Here is a 16,811-nt window from a genome sequence, read left to right on the forward strand (position 1 = left end):
TTACTTATAGACGCGCTTCGTCACGACTAGACTATGCGGTCTCTCAAACTCCTTATCTAAGTAATCTTGGTACGTCCCTGGGGAAATAAACCCTCGGGCGCTTAAAATATCTGTTCCTGCTGTTCCGACAATCGTATCGGCTAGCAGTACGCAGTTGGTACTCATGACAAAATACGTCTTGAATTTTGAAGAAGTGAATTTATACAAGAGTGCAACGGCTTCTTGTTTGAGCTTGTAGGCATACATCGGTTCTTCTTTGTCGATTCCAGGACGCTTCGGTTTCACCATTTGCGGCGGATCCCACGGTACTGTCAACGACATCAATTTGGCGATTTCCTTATCGATGGCCGCGAGTTGTTCTGGAGATAACGCCAGGCCATAACCGAGTAAAGTCTTATGGTTTTCGCGTTTACAAAATTCAATGTATTTTTCACGGTCGGCACTGAAAAGTACCCCGTCTCCCATCGTTCCAAACAGACGCTCGGAATTCGTATCGTAGTTCCCGAATGAAATAATGCGTCCCTTATAACATAGGTCGACATGCCCGATTGCCCCAAATCCGTCTTTTGTGACGTGAATAAACATTTCTAAGTTGGGTTCTGCATTTTCTTTCGCACGGTCGTAAATTTCAGAAGCGGTTTCGCCTTCTCCAAGTTCCAATGCATCATTGATTTTTTGCAGGGTTGCTCGAGGGATCAGTGCAGCAAATACAAGCGGCATCCCACGACGCAAGCGTCTGCGAAGGACTTTCTTTCCAACTTCGGCCTCAAAGAACCAGCCATCACGAATATTGCTAATCCCATGCCCGATGAGATAAAGCGATAGGAAGAACATTTGCAAGTTGCCGTCGCCCCCAAGCGCAATTAAAGTGGCCACCCCGACAACTGAAAGCCAAATGGTATCAAAGAGCAAGCGGAATCGCGGACGGATGGCATCTTTGACATAAATACAGTACGTCACACCACTAATTCCCGCGTTCATCACTTCATTGAGCCCCATCAAGAAGCTTACAATCGCAACCGGCAATGACAGGAAGAATTGATTTCCTGCTAAAAATCCATACAATATGAACTTTCCTACATTCAGCCAAAGCGGGTCTTTTGCCGTCGCCTTACTAAACCAACGAAATAGAAAATTCCATAGTTCGCGGGCCCATAAGAATGTTAAAAACAGACGTAACATCAATTCTGGGAAACTTGGTCCATATATAAGGAGCAACATCCCAACAACAAGGAACGCAATCCCTTCAAAGAGGAGCTTTTTCCCCGTAATTCTCAAGTCACTAATTTTCTTCATCAATAATAGCTCCTACAGCTACCACTGAAGCAGCTTGTTCATGTTTCTCCACCCATTCTTTCACGAGACGGTAAATCACGGCAAAGATTGGTGTGAAGAAAATCATTCCTACTAAACCAAAGAGATTTCCACCGATTAACGCAGCAGCAAGGGTTAGAATCGTTGGCAACCCTACGGAACTGCCGACAACCATCGGATAGACGACATTTCCTTCCACTATTTGAACGATCATAAAGACGACTAACGAAATGAGTGCTTGAATTGGGCTTTCTGTAAAGGTGAAGAGCATTCCAATTCCGCACGCCATAAACGGCCCGATATACGGAAGGAATGAGAGTACTCCGGACAGCACCCCAACAAGTCCTGCATATGGCAACCCTACAAGAGAGTATCCAGCAAAAATCATAACCCCAACGATTCCCGCCTCGATAATTTGACTCATCAAGAAACGGTCATACGTGTCCACGATGACTTCCCCAACATACGTAATGTGCTCGATTTTATCTTTTGGCAAGACCACATTGAGAAAGCGAAGCGTTAAACGTGCGAGCATTTCCTTACTTGCGAGAATATTAATCATGAAGAAAATCCCCATAATTACAGAGAACACATTTGAGAAGAGCTCTGAAATATTCGTTGTAAATCCGCCAAGGAATGTAATGACAGACGATACGATATTGCTTTGACTTAGTGAGTCGGTAATTTGACTCACTTCACTGGATTGCATTAATTTTGAATGTTGTACAAAATCCGCCACCACGAATAGTAAGTGATTGACACTATCGCTCAGTTGCGACACGGTTTTAGCAATCATTGGCGCAATAATCCAAATCAACAGCGAAATAATCAGAAGCAGAATCACAATAATGCTCACGATTGCGGTATTTCTACGCAGCTTTTGCGGGAAGTTCATCTTCTCCAACCCTTGTTCAATTCGCTTCATTGGCACATTTAACACAAATGCCAAAATCATCCCTAAAATAAGCGGGAACATCATCCCAATAAATTCTGAAATCCATGTGAGGATGGCGCTAAAATTCAAGACGACAAGTAACGAAACAGCTGCCAGAGCAATCATCACTGCCCAATTTTTTCTAATCTTATCCATACTATAATTCCTTTTTTAATTGTTCTAAGAGCGACTTGCACCCCAATGTCACATCGCGGTACGTCCCATCAAAGTCTCCTGTATACCACGGATCGGCAATATCGCGTGCAACTCCTGCCACTTCTAATAAGCGAGCCCGTTTACGTGTTCTTCCGACTTGACGAAGCCTTACCGTAACCGTTCCTTCAGAGTCACAATACTTGTTAGCATTATCCACAAGGAGAGTTACAAGTTCAAAGAGAGACTTTTCCTCGGCTTTCACATGGATATCTGGGGTAATATCCATAACGAAGGATTTGCCATCTCGGACGACAGGTCCCTTTATCATTGCCTAGGACATCTGGAAAATTTGTCTCCATTTGCAAAATGAGGTGATAAGAGCGATAGCCGTTAGGCTTGGCAGTTGAAATATAATCCTTCTCATTGTAGACCATGACACCAGGAATAGCCTTGATTACTTCGATGATCTTGTAAATATCATTGACAAAACCACAAATAATACGGATTCCAATGCTGTCACGAATTTCCCTAAGGGCAGACTGGCTCGTCTCAGGCAAATTCTTTCTACGACACTTTACACGCATGGAGTCGCTTTCCTTAATCCGTGAAATGAAATGTTCATAGAGTTTAAAACCTGTTTCTTTTTTGCTAGCAATATTAGCCGCAATAATGGGGTCTGTTATTTCTTGTAAAATTTTGGGGAGATATTGAGCATACTCCCCATAAATACTTTGAGTTGACATATAAACCTCCTCTAATAGCTTCACTTCATTATAACATAGATGGTCTTAAAAATAAGGAATGAGATTGTGACTATAACTTTTATGCCCACCAAATCCAAACTTACTTAGTCCATCATTAACAAGCAAATCACCGTATCTAATCAACAGTGCTAGGCATTCCTCTCTTGAACAGCCATCAATATAATAAACATCCTTATGGGATTCCTTGATAATATTCTTTGCTATCACTTTTTCTCTATCAACACTGACAGGCAATTCCAAAATAAAAAACAAGGGCTCATCATGAATCGCAATAAAGTGTTGAAAAACCTCTAATATTTTTTCTGCGTGTACATTCGCCGTCAAATGATGTTCAGTTAACTTTGTAAATGATTCAAACAGGTTTTCTACCAAGCTAACTTGATGACCTTTTACTAAATTCAACATTATGCGTCCTCCAGAGAATTAAAACAATATGCACATTTATAATTTCATTATACCATTAAACCCCTAAAAAGACTGTAACTTCCCAGTAACAGTCTCTTATAAATTTACCTCAGTTCCTTCAAGGAAAGTTACTACAATTTGTCCAGCTTCTGAAATACTGATGTGGTCGAGAACTTGATTCATGATAACTCCATCAAATTTATCTAAATCTAGTATCTGATACATCTGCTTTGCATAGTGCTTATGGAGAAGATTTGCTCCTTGCTCTAGCTTTTGCCACTTAGCTACCACATCAGATCTATGCTCTTGCAATAGTCCAACTGCTTTCATAAAGGCTTTCTCAAGCATTTCTTCATCGATATGATTGTTTAAACATCCAATCTGACCTTTAATCCTATATCGATTGTTACACTGCCATACCTTCCGTTTACCACGACTTGTCGTCCAGTTCTTTCGACCAAATGCTGAACCACATTCGGCGCAAAATACTTTTGTTGTAAACGGGTTGTTTTCTTTCTGCATGATATAAAACTGGAGCTTATGTTGTTCCCTAAATCTCTTTCTTCTTGCTATTTCTAACTGTACAATCTCCCACTTTTCTCTATCTAAGATTGGTTCATGATTGTTCTCGATATAGTATTGATTAACTTGTCCATCATTATCAATTCTTTTCTTCGTCAGGAAATCAACGGTATAGGTTTTCTGAAGCAAAGCATCACCCTTGTATTTTTCATTTTGAAGCATTTTCCATATAGCACTTGGGCACCACTTTGATTTACCTGTGCAACCTGGTATTTCCTGTTCTCTTAACTCTTTGGAAATAAATTCTGGACTGTATCCTTCTAGAAATCTATCAAATATATACCTTACGACATTAGCTTGTTCATGGTTTATAATGAGATTTCCTTTTTCATCTTTGTCATATCCCATAAAGTTTGTAGTGTTTACTTGAACTACACCACGCTCAAATTTCTTACGAATTCCCCAAGTTGAGTTTTCTGAAATGGATCTCGATTCATCCTGTGCGAGTGACGATAGAATGGTAAGTAGTACTTCTCCTTTTGAATCTAGACTATCAATATTCTCTTTTTCAAACGTTACACCAATGCCTAGTTCTTTCAGTTCTCTTACATATTTGATGCAGTCCAATGTATTTCTGGCAAATCTACTAATAGATTTAACTAAAATTCTATCCACCTTACCATCTCTACAATCTTGTATTAGTCGGTTAAAAGCATCACGTTTTTTTGTATTAGTTGCGGAGATCCCTTCATCTGCATAGATGTCTACTAACTCATAATCTTTATGTTTTAAGATGTATTCACGGTAATAATTAACCTGATTCTCATAACTTGATAGCTGTTCTTCTTGGTCTGTAGATACTCGACAATAAGCGGCTACCTTGACCTTTTTCTGAGTTTGAGATCTGACTGTTTGCTGAAGTTTTTTGGCCGGTATAACTGTAATGTTTTTCTCCATCTTCGATCCTTTCTAACACAATTACTGGTGAACTAAGTTTCCAATCTTCAATATCCCTTTCAGGGACTCTCATACCTTTACATGAATTTTTTCCTTCTTTGATATATTTGGAACAACACCAAACAATCTTTTTCTTATAAGATACCTGTCTTTTTAATGTTGAACCACAATACTGACATTTTAACATTCTTGAAAATTTATAGGTTTTATTTGTACCTTGGATTCGAGAACGGCTTTTCATTTTTACCTGAACCTTCTCCCATGTTTCCTTAGGTACAATTCCTTCATGATTATCTTCGATATAGTATTGTTCCAACTGTCCTTGATTTAATTTCTTTGGACCGTTTACACCATCATGAAAGTATTTTTGAAGTAGTAAAGTGCCTTTGTATTTTTCGTTTTTTAAGATATTACGAATTGTGCTATCATACCATTTCTTTCCTGTTACAGTTGGAACTTTGCCCTCATTAAGTTTTTTAGCAATCCTATGTGTACCCATTCCTTCTAAATAACTATAAAAGATGGTTCTTACTATTTGCGCTTCTGCTTTGTTTATAACAAGTTCACCTTTTTCGTTTAAATCATACCCTAAAAACCGTTTAGCATTAATGAGTAATTCTCCCTTCTGGAACTTTCTACGAAAACTCCACCGTTGGTTTCCGCTCATGCTTTGTAACTCTTCTTCAGCCAAACTTGCTAACACAGTCAAGACAACTTCACCTTCATTGGATAAAGTGTGGATATTCTGCTCTTCAAAAAAGATATCAATACCAAGAGTTTTTAATTCTCGACTTATTTCAAGAACATTGATGAGATCTCTTGCAAACCTTGATATTGACTTAGTATGGATAACGTCAATTTGTCCTTTTCTACAAGCATCTAGCATAGTTTGAAAATCAGGTCTATCATACTTTGAACCTGAAATCCCTTTGTCACAAAAAACACCCAAAAACTCAACATCATCACGTTCAGCATACAACTTTTCAAAATAGACTTTTTGATTCTCTAGCGAATCAAGTTGACTTCCGTTGGTTGTAGAAACTCGAACATATGCACAAATTCTCTTTTTTCTATTGTTATTCTTTGCTTCAATTTTTCTTATATTCATTTTTCCTCCTACAAGAAGTTTTTACACACTATATATCCCTCTAAACGCAATATTAGTCAAGTAATCAGCAACCCTGTACTTTAACAAAATGTCTTTATTGTCCTCTTACCTAAATAGGTACTTTCAAGATAGATTTTTCCGGTTTTAAGAAAAAATCAAAAAGAAAAAGCCTGATGTACTTCACCAGGCTTAGATTTTTTATTTGAAATTTAATCGCAATATGTTATAATAAACATAGAAAAAGGAGCTGAGCTACCAACTCAACTCCAACGTAGAACCGTTAAAAAGACGGTAGCTCGTATAACAGATTTAATCCGTCCTACTCGCTCAAAAGTGGGGACGGATTATTTTTTGTCCTTGTCTTTGAAGATTTTATAGCACAAGCCAATCAAAGTAATGGCAAAACTACCAAAACCAAGTATTGTCTGTACAACTTCAAATGCGGTCAAAAGAGTGCCCCTCCTTTCCGTCAGATTTTGATGAACTGCCCATAGGCATCACCTCTCTTTCGGTATAAGGAGCCACCGTCTTCACTTTTCTACAATAGATATTATACCACATGAACCACCAACTTCGGTGGTTTATTTTGTTTAAAGATTTATTTTAAGAGTAGTATCTACAAACTCTTAGTTAGTAGTAATCAAACCATCAGGTTCAATCGTAAATTCTGGTTTTACTGATAACGAACCATCAGACTTGAGATAGTACCATCCGTTTCCTGATTTAATAAATTGCTTAGATTTCATATCCCCATCTTTTTCATCCAAGTAATACCAAGTTTCACGATATTTTACCCAACCTTTAGCCATTCTACCATCCGACTTAAAATAGTACCAACGATGATCGATATGCATCCAACCAGTAACCATGGCACCACGCTTATCTAAATAAAACCAATCCTTGCCATCATTGAACCATTTATTGATGAAACAGTAGCCTCTATTATCAAAGTAGAACCATTCTCCTTTGATATTTTTCCATTGAGATTTTGGATAAGAGCCATCTGCTTCTTCCCACCACCAACCAACTTCGTTTCGTTTCCAGTTTCCTTCAGTTAGACCAGATTCAATATCTTTCTTAAACTGTTCTCTACTAATGCCCCATTTTGCAAGGTATGGATAGGGATCTACATGATCACTTCCATTATTTGGTTGGTTGTAAGTACAAAATTGATGAGTTTTAATCCCAGCAAGACTACTAGAATCTAGAGTTTTAGGGATTCCAGCCTCGTCAGCTAACTCACGTAATAGCTTGACATAAAGTCGATAATCTCTCATGAATTCTTCTTTAGATTCATGGCTTTCTATTAGTTCAACTTGAGCGTAACCTTCAACATTCCATCCGCCACCAACATCATAAGCACCTCGGTCTACTAACCAAGTTTGTAGGATACGACCATTCCCTACCACATGGGAGAAAAATCCTGACTCAACTGGACGACGCAAATGGTAATCCGCTTCATTTTGTGCTGTTGAGTTAGGATTACCTGTAGAGTGAGCATGAACTTGTCGATAGGGTTGCTCACCGATTTGAGGAAGATTTGTTCGTAATCTACTTTTATCAACTTCCATGATTATCCTCCTTATCATCGTTAGACTTTCCTTCAGTTAGATGTTCAAAAGCTTTTAAAATTGGTTTAAAAAGTAGAATATTCCCTTTTACTTTTTGATAGTTCTCAATTAGTGATTGGAAAGTAAAAACTAGGTATCCGATATAAATCGAATACAGAAACATAAATCCAGTTTTTTCAGGCAACAAAACAGACATCGGAATCAATAACAGTAACATAAAAATCCCTAAGACTTTACGAATTAATCCATTGATTCCAATTCTACTCTTATACTCAACATCAGGATTTACAATGGCAGCAAATGTGCCTGATGCAAAGTCTACAATTTCCATGATGACAATTAACGCTAACGCATACAAAATAAGCCCATCTTCTGTTTCGATGAGCTTTCTTAAAAAATTAAACAATTCAATATCCATTTTTAATACTCCCTATTGTTCTTTTTTATTTGACTCAATTTCAGCTAAAACAGCATCTTCTAATTCATATCGTTTATCTCGGAACAATTTTTCTTGGTTTCTCATTTCGAGACGATGCTCCGCATAGAGCTCTGAATGATAGAGAAACTCAGATACTGTAGAAACACCATGTTCATCAACATCAACAGTATACTGCTTAACTACTTCATCACCAATCTTCAAATTTCCAACCAAACGTGTTGTTTTAGTAATTTCTAATGCCATTAACTTTCTCCTTTCTCTCTTTTAGTTTTTACTTCCTCAAATAAGTCTTTTAGGTCTGAGTCATAATCTAATACATCTTTCATCAACTGCAATTCGCTCGCAACAACTAAATAAAGAGCCTCATTTTGTGCTGCTTGACCTTCGGTTTGTGCTAGTTTCTTAGTCAGCGACTCCATTGCTAATTGATGGATTAAATCGGTGTTCATCTTCTAACATCTCCAATCGTTTATTTAATTTTCGAATATCAAGTATTAACTCTTGAATTCCTTTTAAAGCGATATTCGTTAATCTTGTATTATCAAGATTCAGAAAACCACCATTTTCATACACAAGTGACGAGTCAATTTGTTGAATATCTTGAGCGATGAGTCCAATTTTGGTATGAGCCTTTTGAATACGATTCCCTATTTTCTTCCAGTCATATTCTTTAAATTGAAATCTTTTGATAAAATCGAGTGCTTTATAGTTAGATAAGCCTATATTCTCTTTTAAGTTTTTATCAGAAAAATGTTGGTTAACAATTTGCCATAAGCTATAAGCCTTTCCGTTATATGAGTAGTAAATATCATTTCCTGATCCACCAAAGTCTAGAGACACATTATTAGAATTCCAATAACTAATAGTTCCTGTAGTTGAGCCATTAATGCTGCTTTTGCCGTACTTCAACCAGCCAATTCCTTTTGCCTTAATATATCCTTCGACCGTCAATAGAAAATCATCACTATCACTTGCAGTGTTTCCAGTAGTAAAATCTGAATCTTTGTAAATAAATAAGCCGTAAGGAACATTGTCCCCTCGACCATAAGAACCTATAAATTGTACACCTAAACCATCTTTAGAATTAAACTGACGAGGAACATTAATCTGTAATCCACCGTTGATAGCGTCAAATGAACCATAAGCACCTAACTTAATTTTTGTTTCTCCAGTTAATAATCCACCAGAAATTGTGGTTCCAGTTATTGTGCCACCCTGAATTCTGTCACCACTTAGTAAGCCTGACTTTATTTGACTAGCATCGATCCTAACACTTTGTACACTATTGATAAAAGCATTCTTAGCAAACAGCTGTCGTAAATAAGCTTCATTTGCAACTAACTTATTAAAAAACGCTTGATCCACAACAATTTTATCTGCAGTTACTGAATTTGACGCTAATACCATAGTAGTTACTGAACCAGATTCAAAGTTTGATGTCTTTAATTTGTCAATCATTCCTGATTTAATGACTGCTCTATCAATTAAAGTATCTCCAGTGATATGAGTTGCCTTGCCAATAATTCGATTGATTCCATTTGCACCTAAATTAATCCCTGAAATTAAAGATCCAGCATTAGTTAAATTTTGAATCGAATAGGAACCTTGATGTTGCTGAACAAGACTTTCTGTTGCAATTTGTTGAAAAGATGTACTATCTACAAAGTTTTTAGGTGGCTGACTACCTCGAACAATTGAAATTTGGCCAACTGCCACAGTGCCATTCTTTTCTAGCCAAATATGAAGCCCAAAATCATCTGTTTTTGTCACGGTTTTATTTATCGTAAAAGTTCCTGTAAAAATTTGAGCTGCGCCCGTTCTAGTCGGACTGATGGTGAAACCTCCTATTGAGTTACCTGATTTGATTTCAAAACCAACTTTTCCATCAGGTAGTACATCTATCCATAAATTGACCCTATAAGAAAGTTTCTCACCAGCAACAAATTTTTGACTATGAAGAGGCATTTGGAAACCACGCCAACCATTTGTTGTCCTACCACTTTGTGCAATTCTTAGCAGCTTGTATTCATTAGTTCCAGTCATAACTAAATTTGAATTCAGTTCACGTTCTCTATATTTACTAAAATTGGTTGGATCGTATACTAAGTTTTGGTTATCAATTAAATCACTGACTCTTGTAATCAGTCCTTCGGATGTTTGTACAACCTGACTAATTGTTTTGCCTTGTTCACTAATAGTTCTTGTGTGACTACCTAGAGTATCTTTTACTTCGTTAAAAGCCGTTACAGTTGTTAAATCTTCTATAGGTTTAGTCCAATAATTTGGAAAGATATCTCCAGTAGTAATCATTAAAGCTCTCCAATGAAACTTACCTGAACTTGCTCCATCAATACGAAATTGTAATTCAAAGTTTTTAAAATTATTGAACATATCATCGGTTACGATTCGAGAAATTTTAATAAGATGGTAGTTTGTACCAGTCTTTAATGTAGTAGACCAAGAGGTATGAAAGGGATTAGAATGAACACTCCATACAGCACTATTATCTGATTTTTTATAGCCTGGACCTTGTAAGATAATTCTAGGAGTAATAGTTGAATCTAATACAACATTATCGACAGAAATATAAACAAATAGATTAATTTTTGTCCCTGAATAAATGCCAGTCGAATCACCATAAGGAATTTTTCCTAATGTTTGAATCCAATTAAGTTTCGAGTTTATTTCTTTGTATGAAGTCCAACTATCACTTGAACCAGATGCTAAGTTTCGATGAGAAACACTAGTTGGTATTAAAGCTTTAGTTTCACTAATAGTCCGAGTGAAACTATTAGATGTTTCTCTAACTAAGTTTTGCACGCTAGAGTTCGTTACATAATCTCTATCTAAAATATTTTTATCAACATCTGATTTAGTTTGAAATCCTTTTAAATTGATTACAGTTTCTACCTGACTACTAGTCAATCTTTTGGCTATTTCACCTGCTTGAATTTTAATTGTTGTTTCAGTACTAGCAAGTCGATTTGTCGTTTGATTAAAATCTGTTTGTGATACTTTAGTCTTTATAGCATCTGCAGCAACTTGTAAATCAGCTTTAGTTTTAGATATTGCTAATGCGTTCTCTGATATTCTTTGGAGTGCTTCACTAGCTGTTTGTTTAATATTTTCTACATAGGTCTTTTCAGCTTTTAGATTTATTTTATCCTTGGCTTGTGATATTTCCGTTCGTTGTTGCTCTACGGTATTTTTGATAGCATCAAAGTCTGTCTTTGAAACTTTGTTAGTAATAACACCCGTAAGCTTATCAATTGAAGATTCTACTGTCGTAATTTGATTCAATAAGCTATTCTTGCTGAGTTCAACTAAACGGTTTGCTTCAGCAATAGCTTCTTTTTTATAATTTAAGGTATCTGTTAGTACTGTATTAGTAGTTTCTTTAACTTCTTTACTGACCTCTAAGGCATGATTAGCTAAATCTCTACTACTATTTGCTTTAGCCAACACTTCGTTGTATCTATTTTCATTAAGTGATTCATTAGATAGAACTTTAGAATCAACATCAGCAATCTTTCCTTCAATCTCTTGACGAATACCATCTGCGTAGACTTCTGCACTAGCTTTGACTTTTTCAATATCATCAAGGATTGATTCTTTTTGTTTAGTGAATACGGCATCAAAGGCTGTGTTCGCATTTCTCAAAGCTTTTTCAATTGCGACTTCTTGTAATGTGAAACCAGAGTCTAAAATTGCATTTGCGACAGTTGAAATTCCACTATTCGAAGTTGAACCACCTACCATTGGTTTATCATCAAAAGTAATCGAGATATATTCTTGTGTCAATGCGTCAAACTCATAAGCGACTGCCTTTTTTGGAATATCAATCTCATGTTTCAAACTCTTGATATATACAGTATCACCTAAATGTACAACCTGCCCATCGAGTTCATAGGCTTCAATCGTAATAGCATCCGATAACTTATCAATTCCTTCATTCTTAAACTTAGCCTCAGCCCACTTCCTTAACTCCTCAATGCTTTTAAGAGTATTATTTTCGTACTCTTTTTCATTGATATATGGATAGAAAGTGATTAGAGGACTATCGACAGTAATTTTAATTGTCTGGTCTTTATCTTTACCATCTGGTTTAAATGTTGATTTTGCATGAATACGAGTAATGATTGATTGAGTTGATTTGGTTCTCTTGTAAGACTTTAGATTCTTATGTGTTGTTATAACAACACCCCTATTTTCACCTCTATTCTTCTTGATCGTCAGAGCCAAATTGTCACGAATCAACTCCCCTTCCCAAGTTCCTATGATAGAATGGGCACCATCCATTAAGACAGCATAGAGTGTCTTAACTTCATGTGTATTGAAAGTACGGCGATCTGTAACATCACTCGTAAATGAAAAATCACCAAGATTGGTCTTAGTATTTTGAACCATTTGGGATAAGGCCATACCACAAGTAAGATTAGCAACACTAATTGGTTCGATAGACCGTTGCATAATATCATCTGAAATATGGTAGGCGGTTATATCCAAACTATCATCGTTTTCAATTGGCTTTTTAATACGAAATAACTGGAACCCTAAGACAGGCACAGGAGCCTTGATAAGCATATCCTCTTTTATTTGTTTATAGATACCAGAATCGGTAATTGGATAGCGAATAGATAAGGTGAAATCACCGTTCAGGGTTTCTTTTACAATAGCAGAGCTAGTTTCATGAAGAGGTAATCCATTCCACTTTGCAGTTCTAATATCTTTGTTCAACAAAAATAACATTTAAGCCCACCCCCAATTTGTTTCAAAGCTTAAAGAAGTAATACCTCTACCAAGAACAACACCTACTTCTTTTTTAGCGTTTGGATCAATAGTGATAAAATCACCAGACCATTTGATGTACTTTTTGCTAACCGTTAGAAAACTTGGACTATTTGGTTCGTTTACCATCACAAGAGGTTCTGTAAGTTTTTCAATTTTAATAACCTGATCTCCAATCGTAAACTGAGTCTCAGTTGCCGAATTCCCCATTATCGTTATTTTGGGGAACGCTAGAGACGTCCCTTGAACTCTAAGTACACCGTTTGATGTCATAGTTTGTCTATCCATTGATTTAAAAAACTTTGTAGGATGACAAATAAAGGTAGCTTTCGTCGCATACACACCATCTCTCTCTTGTTTTACCTCAGTACATTTTACTCGGTAACACCAAAGACGTGTGGTTTTCATCCGTTCACTCTCAAGCCAAAACTGCTCCTTGATAAATAGACCCATAAATTGATGAAGTTGTTCTTCTGAGGGCTTAACAATGTATATCGTATATGATTTTTCAATCAAATCTCGGTGCCGATTTGTTTGCGAAAGAGCGCCACTCATTCCTTTATGTTCTAATAAACTCGTCTTACTCTCCGCTAAGATAACAGAAGGCGATTCGTGGACAATCACCTTAAAAGGAAAACTAGAAGTTCCAATTCCGTCTATGACTAACTCGTTTCTTTTAATCATATAGTGGCTCCTCTCAATTGTTTTTGACGTGCTAATTCTTCTGCGATTCGACTTGCTACTTCATTTGCTATTTTTTCAATATCTGCCTGTTCTCGGATAATATTTCCAGTAATCGAAATGTTGATGTCTGGCATTCTTAAATCCATCGTTCTTGCAATACCTCTTCCAATTGACCCAAGAGTAGATTCATTTAAAGGGAGTACCGCTTCGTTTCCTGCTTCTCCTCCTACCATTAGGGAATTCCCTATTGTTCCGAAGGCAGTTGGTTTTGTTAAAATCCCCCCTTTTGCATACCACTCAATTCCGATTCTAGGAATTTGTCCCTTTAACCAATCCAGAGGGTTTGCAGATCCTGACACACTAAAATGAGGTAAAGGAATGTGTGGCCACTGAAATCTGAAATTAAAGAGATTTTTGATAGCAGTTATAGCAGTTGAAACTGCATTTTTTGCAGTGTTAATTGCATTTGAAATCGTATTTTTTACTCCATTCCAAACATTGGACACTGTACTTGAGATTCCATTTAAAATACCTGAAATAGTTGAACTGATACTATTCCAAATTGTACTGACAACGTTACTAATTGCTGATAAGAGATTACTAATTGTGTTCTTAATCCCATTCCAGGTGTTTGATATAAGTTGACTAATAGTACTTAGAACTAAGCTTACAATTGACTTGATGGATTCCCATACTGTTGAAATAACTGCCTTTATCGTTTCCCATGCACCAGACCAATCTCCTGTTATAACCTGCATGATTGCTTTAATAATGCCTAAGACAAGATTGATTGCCGTTTCAACTACTTGTTTGATGATTTCCCAAGCTGTGCTGATAATCAGTTTTATATTTTCCCATGCTGCCTGAATATAGGGTTCTAGAATTGACATAACGGTAGTTATGACTGTTGAGATTGCATTCCAAACTGTGGTTGCAGCTGCAAGAATTAACTCTTGATTCTCAGTCCACCATGAAGTTAGAGTCCTCCAAATGCTTAAAATAAAGTCTGATATTTCTTGAATGATAGTAGATATAAAAGAATATATAGCATTCCAAATATCCATTACTGCTGTTCTAAATCCCTCGTTATGTTCCCAAAGTTCTTTTATTCCAACAATTAACAAGGCAAGAACAGCTATAATTCTTAAGACTATAGCTATAATAGGCGCTACACTTGCTATTAAACCACCAATTGTGACACCCATTGCTAAGGCAGCTGCCTGAAGTGCTAAAAATACAGGGAGTAATAATCCTAATCCAGTAATGAGGCTACCTACAATAATGATAAATTGTTTTACTGGCGTTGATAAACTAGAGAACCACTCTGCAACTGAACGTAACAAATCAGCTAAAATCTCTAGTATCGGTGCAAAAGTGACAGCAATAGCATCCCCAACTTCAGTCAATGCTAACTTCGCTTCATTTTGAGCAGTTGTAAATTTATCAATTGGATCTAGTGTCGCTTCATAAGTTGAGCCGACTGTTCCTGATGCTTTCTTTGCTGTTTCAGCTAAGTCATCAAAAGATAAAGCACCACGATTAATAGCATCCACCATTCGTGGAGCACCCTTAGTTCCAAATATATCTGAAGCGAGGGTTAACTTTTCAGTTTCGCTAGTTGAATTTTTAATTTTTTCGATGGTTTCAGATAAACCTTGCTGCAAAGTCTTTCCTGATGCCGCATACTTCACAGATGCTTTTGATAGGGATGATAAAGAGGCTGATGAATCCACACCAGCCTTTTCAAATTTTCCCATTAAAGCAACACCCTCATCAAATGAAAGTCCTAATGCCTTAATTTGTGGTGCTCCAGAAACAACCTTATCCATCAAATCTTGAACTCCCACCCCAGTAGCTTGACTGGTAAAGGTGACAGAATCAAGAACACTAGACAAATCCGTTGCCTGTAAGCCATATGCTTCTATAGCTTTCTTAGCTGAAATAGCTGATGAGGTGACATCACTCCCATTTATAGATGCAAATTGGATGAGATAACTTGAAGCTGATTTTAAACTATCACCGGTTAAACCAAATTGTGTGTTCAACTCACCAACTGCACTTCCAGCAGTATTAAAGTCTGTAGGAATTTCTGTAGCAAGGTTCTTTGCGATAGTTGTCATCTCTTCTAAAGCTTGGCCAGAAGCACCAGTTTTGGTGACAATGATATCCATCCCTTCATCAACTTCGTTAAAAGCTTCAAGCGACTGTTTCCCAAAATCAATCAATTTTTGTGATAATTCTGCTAAACGATCACTGAATTCCATTAGGATATCTGCCTTTAAGAGATGATTGATTTCTGATAGATTATCCTTCGCACTTGTTGAACTAGTGCCCATCTCTTCCATCTCATTTTGAAGATGATTATAGGCCGTTTTGGTATCATTTAGAGTCTGTTCCAGTTTATTGGCTTCAATCGAGTTTTCGCCATACTGAGATTTTGTTAGTTCTAGCTGTTTCTCTAAATTCTGAATCTGTTTTTCTAGTAAAGAGGAACTTTCATTTACTTTTTTCTGAGCTAAAGCTAGCTTTTCAGATTCACTAGCACTTGAAGAAAGTTCACTTTCTTGTAATTTAAATTGACTCGTTAATTTTTCACTCTCAGAAGCTAGACGAGCTTGTTCTTGTTTCAAGCTATCCCATTGACTTTTAGTAGTACCTATTCGATTTCCATTTTCCGATAAGGCTTGATTGACACCCTCTAGTTTGCTTTCATAACTTTTCAGTACTGTCTGAGTAGTTTCTACTTCCCTTTGAAAGGCTCGATATTGTTCCGCCCCGATATTACCTGACTTAAATTGAGCTTCAACTTGGGCTTGTGCCTGCCTTAAGGTAGCTAATTTTTCTTTAGTAGTTTCAACTTGTTTAGCAAGCACTTCTTGTTTTTGAGTAAGGAGTGTGACATTTCCTGTATCAAACTTAAGAGCCTTATCAATTTGTTTCAATTCTTTAGTTGATTCAGCGGCTTGTTTATTTACCCCTTTTAAGGCATTTTGCAAGGGTTGTGTATCACCACCAATTTCTATTGTGATACCTTTTATATTTCCAGCCATGTTCACATCTCCTTTCTATTAAAAATTATCAAAATCACTTTGATTCGCTTTTCTTGTATTGCTTGTTTCATTTGTTCGCAAGTTTACATAGTCAGTTTGATAATCAAGAGCCATCCCAA

At 36.8% G+C, this 16,811-nt stretch carries 14 protein-coding genes and 1 pseudogene; all 15 read right to left on the minus strand.

What is annotated here, in order from left to right; translation table 11 throughout:
• Positions 1-1,296, minus strand: a complete 1,296-nt coding sequence (locus FN031_RS02360) for a hypothetical protein (RefSeq protein WP_142557282.1) — start codon at positions 1,294-1,296, stop codon at positions 1-3.
• Positions 1,283-2,404, minus strand: coding sequence for an AI-2E family transporter (locus FN031_RS02365; protein WP_142557284.1), 1,122 nt, complete (start codon positions 2,402-2,404; stop codon positions 1,283-1,285). Before FN031_RS02365 ends, FN031_RS02360 begins: the two co-directional genes overlap by 14 nt.
• A 117-nt stretch (positions 2,405-2,521) precedes the next feature.
• Positions 2,522-2,726 (minus strand): annotated as a pseudogene (locus FN031_RS02370) (two-component sensor histidine kinase); the annotation flags it as partial.
• Positions 2,638-3,147 carry a GTP pyrophosphokinase gene (locus FN031_RS02375; protein WP_000107274.1) on the minus strand — a complete coding sequence of 170 codons (510 nt, stop codon included), beginning with the start codon at positions 3,145-3,147 and terminating at the stop codon, positions 2,638-2,640. The pseudogene FN031_RS02370 and the gene FN031_RS02375, both read right to left, overlap by 89 nt.
• A gap of 45 nt (positions 3,148-3,192) precedes the next feature.
• On the minus strand, positions 3,193-3,573 hold the full coding sequence (locus tag FN031_RS02380) for a hypothetical protein (RefSeq protein WP_230309757.1): 381 nt from the start codon (positions 3,571-3,573) through the stop codon (positions 3,193-3,195).
• A 96-nt stretch (positions 3,574-3,669) separates the two neighbouring features.
• On the minus strand, positions 3,670-5,031 hold the full coding sequence (locus FN031_RS02385; protein WP_176607573.1) for a recombinase family protein: 1,362 nt from the start codon (positions 5,029-5,031) through the stop codon (positions 3,670-3,672).
• On the minus strand, positions 4,919-6,160 hold the full coding sequence (locus FN031_RS08985; RefSeq protein ID WP_185928428.1) for a recombinase family protein: 1,242 nt from the start codon (positions 6,158-6,160) through the stop codon (positions 4,919-4,921). Before FN031_RS08985 ends, FN031_RS02385 begins: the two co-directional genes overlap by 113 nt.
• 344 nt (positions 6,161-6,504) lie before the next feature.
• Entirely contained in the window at positions 6,505-6,633 is a 129-nt protein-coding gene (locus tag FN031_RS02400; protein ID WP_173276792.1) for a putative holin-like toxin, read from the minus strand.
• A gap of 153 nt (positions 6,634-6,786) precedes the next feature.
• Positions 6,787-7,731, minus strand: coding sequence for an N-acetylmuramoyl-L-alanine amidase family protein (locus FN031_RS02405; RefSeq protein ID WP_142557286.1), 945 nt, complete (start codon positions 7,729-7,731; stop codon positions 6,787-6,789).
• Positions 7,721-8,149, minus strand: coding sequence for a phage holin family protein (locus FN031_RS02410; protein ID WP_045616014.1), 429 nt, complete (start codon positions 8,147-8,149; stop codon positions 7,721-7,723). The genes FN031_RS02405 and FN031_RS02410 overlap by 11 nt, the downstream gene beginning before the upstream one ends.
• A 12-nt stretch (positions 8,150-8,161) precedes the next feature.
• A complete protein-coding gene (locus FN031_RS02415) occupies positions 8,162-8,413 on the minus strand; it encodes a hypothetical protein (RefSeq protein WP_001162702.1) in 252 nt (83 codons plus the stop codon).
• Positions 8,413-8,619 (minus strand): hypothetical protein, encoded by a 207-nt coding sequence (locus FN031_RS02420; protein ID WP_142557290.1) that lies wholly within the window; start codon positions 8,617-8,619, stop codon positions 8,413-8,415. The genes FN031_RS02415 and FN031_RS02420 overlap by 1 nt, the downstream gene beginning before the upstream one ends.
• Entirely contained in the window at positions 8,573-12,919 is a 4,347-nt protein-coding gene (locus FN031_RS09105; RefSeq protein ID WP_260604680.1) for a phage tail spike protein, read from the minus strand. The genes FN031_RS02420 and FN031_RS09105 overlap by 47 nt, the downstream gene beginning before the upstream one ends.
• The gene (locus FN031_RS02435; RefSeq protein WP_142557292.1) at positions 12,920-13,642 is read right to left on the minus strand and encodes a phage tail protein; all 723 of its coding nucleotides are present in this window, start codon (positions 13,640-13,642) and stop codon (positions 12,920-12,922) included.
• Positions 13,639-16,692, minus strand: a complete 3,054-nt coding sequence (locus FN031_RS02440; RefSeq protein WP_142557294.1) for a phage tail tape measure protein — start codon at positions 16,690-16,692, stop codon at positions 13,639-13,641. The genes FN031_RS02435 and FN031_RS02440 overlap by 4 nt, the downstream gene beginning before the upstream one ends.
• Between the last annotated feature and the right edge of the window lie 119 nt (positions 16,693-16,811).

This window comes from Streptococcus mitis (assembly GCF_902159415.1).
In the GTDB taxonomy this organism is placed as follows: Bacteria; Bacillota; Bacilli; order Lactobacillales; family Streptococcaceae; genus Streptococcus; species Streptococcus mitis_BG.

Bases quoted from the DNA above. Each gene is read 5' to 3' on its own strand.
- FN031_RS02360 (WP_142557282.1), bottom strand. From the start codon at position 1,296: ATGAAGAAAATTAGTGACTTGAGAATTACGGGGAAAAAGCTCCTCTTT.
- FN031_RS02365 (WP_142557284.1), bottom strand. From the start codon at position 2,404: ATGGATAAGATTAGAAAAAATTGGGCAGTGATGATTGCTCTGGCAGCT.
- FN031_RS02375 (WP_000107274.1), bottom strand. From the start codon at position 3,147: ATGTCAACTCAAAGTATTTATGGGGAGTATGCTCAATATCTCCCCAAA.
- FN031_RS02380 (WP_230309757.1), bottom strand. From the start codon at position 3,573: ATGTTGAATTTAGTAAAAGGTCATCAAGTTAGCTTGGTAGAAAACCTG.
- FN031_RS08985 (WP_185928428.1), bottom strand. From the start codon at position 6,160: ATGAATATAAGAAAAATTGAAGCAAAGAATAACAATAGAAAAAAGAGA.
- FN031_RS02405 (WP_142557286.1), bottom strand. From the start codon at position 7,731: ATGGAAGTTGATAAAAGTAGATTACGAACAAATCTTCCTCAAATCGGT.
- FN031_RS02410 (WP_045616014.1), bottom strand. From the start codon at position 8,149: ATGGATATTGAATTGTTTAATTTTTTAAGAAAGCTCATCGAAACAGAA.
- FN031_RS02415 (WP_001162702.1), bottom strand. From the start codon at position 8,413: ATGGCATTAGAAATTACTAAAACAACACGTTTGGTTGGAAATTTGAAG.
- FN031_RS02420 (WP_142557290.1), bottom strand. From the start codon at position 8,619: ATGAACACCGATTTAATCCATCAATTAGCAATGGAGTCGCTGACTAAG.
- FN031_RS09105 (WP_260604680.1), bottom strand. From the start codon at position 12,919: ATGTTATTTTTGTTGAACAAAGATATTAGAACTGCAAAGTGGAATGGA.
- FN031_RS02435 (WP_142557292.1), bottom strand. From the start codon at position 13,642: ATGATTAAAAGAAACGAGTTAGTCATAGACGGAATTGGAACTTCTAGT.
- FN031_RS02440 (WP_142557294.1), bottom strand. From the start codon at position 16,692: ATGGCTGGAAATATAAAAGGTATCACAATAGAAATTGGTGGTGATACA.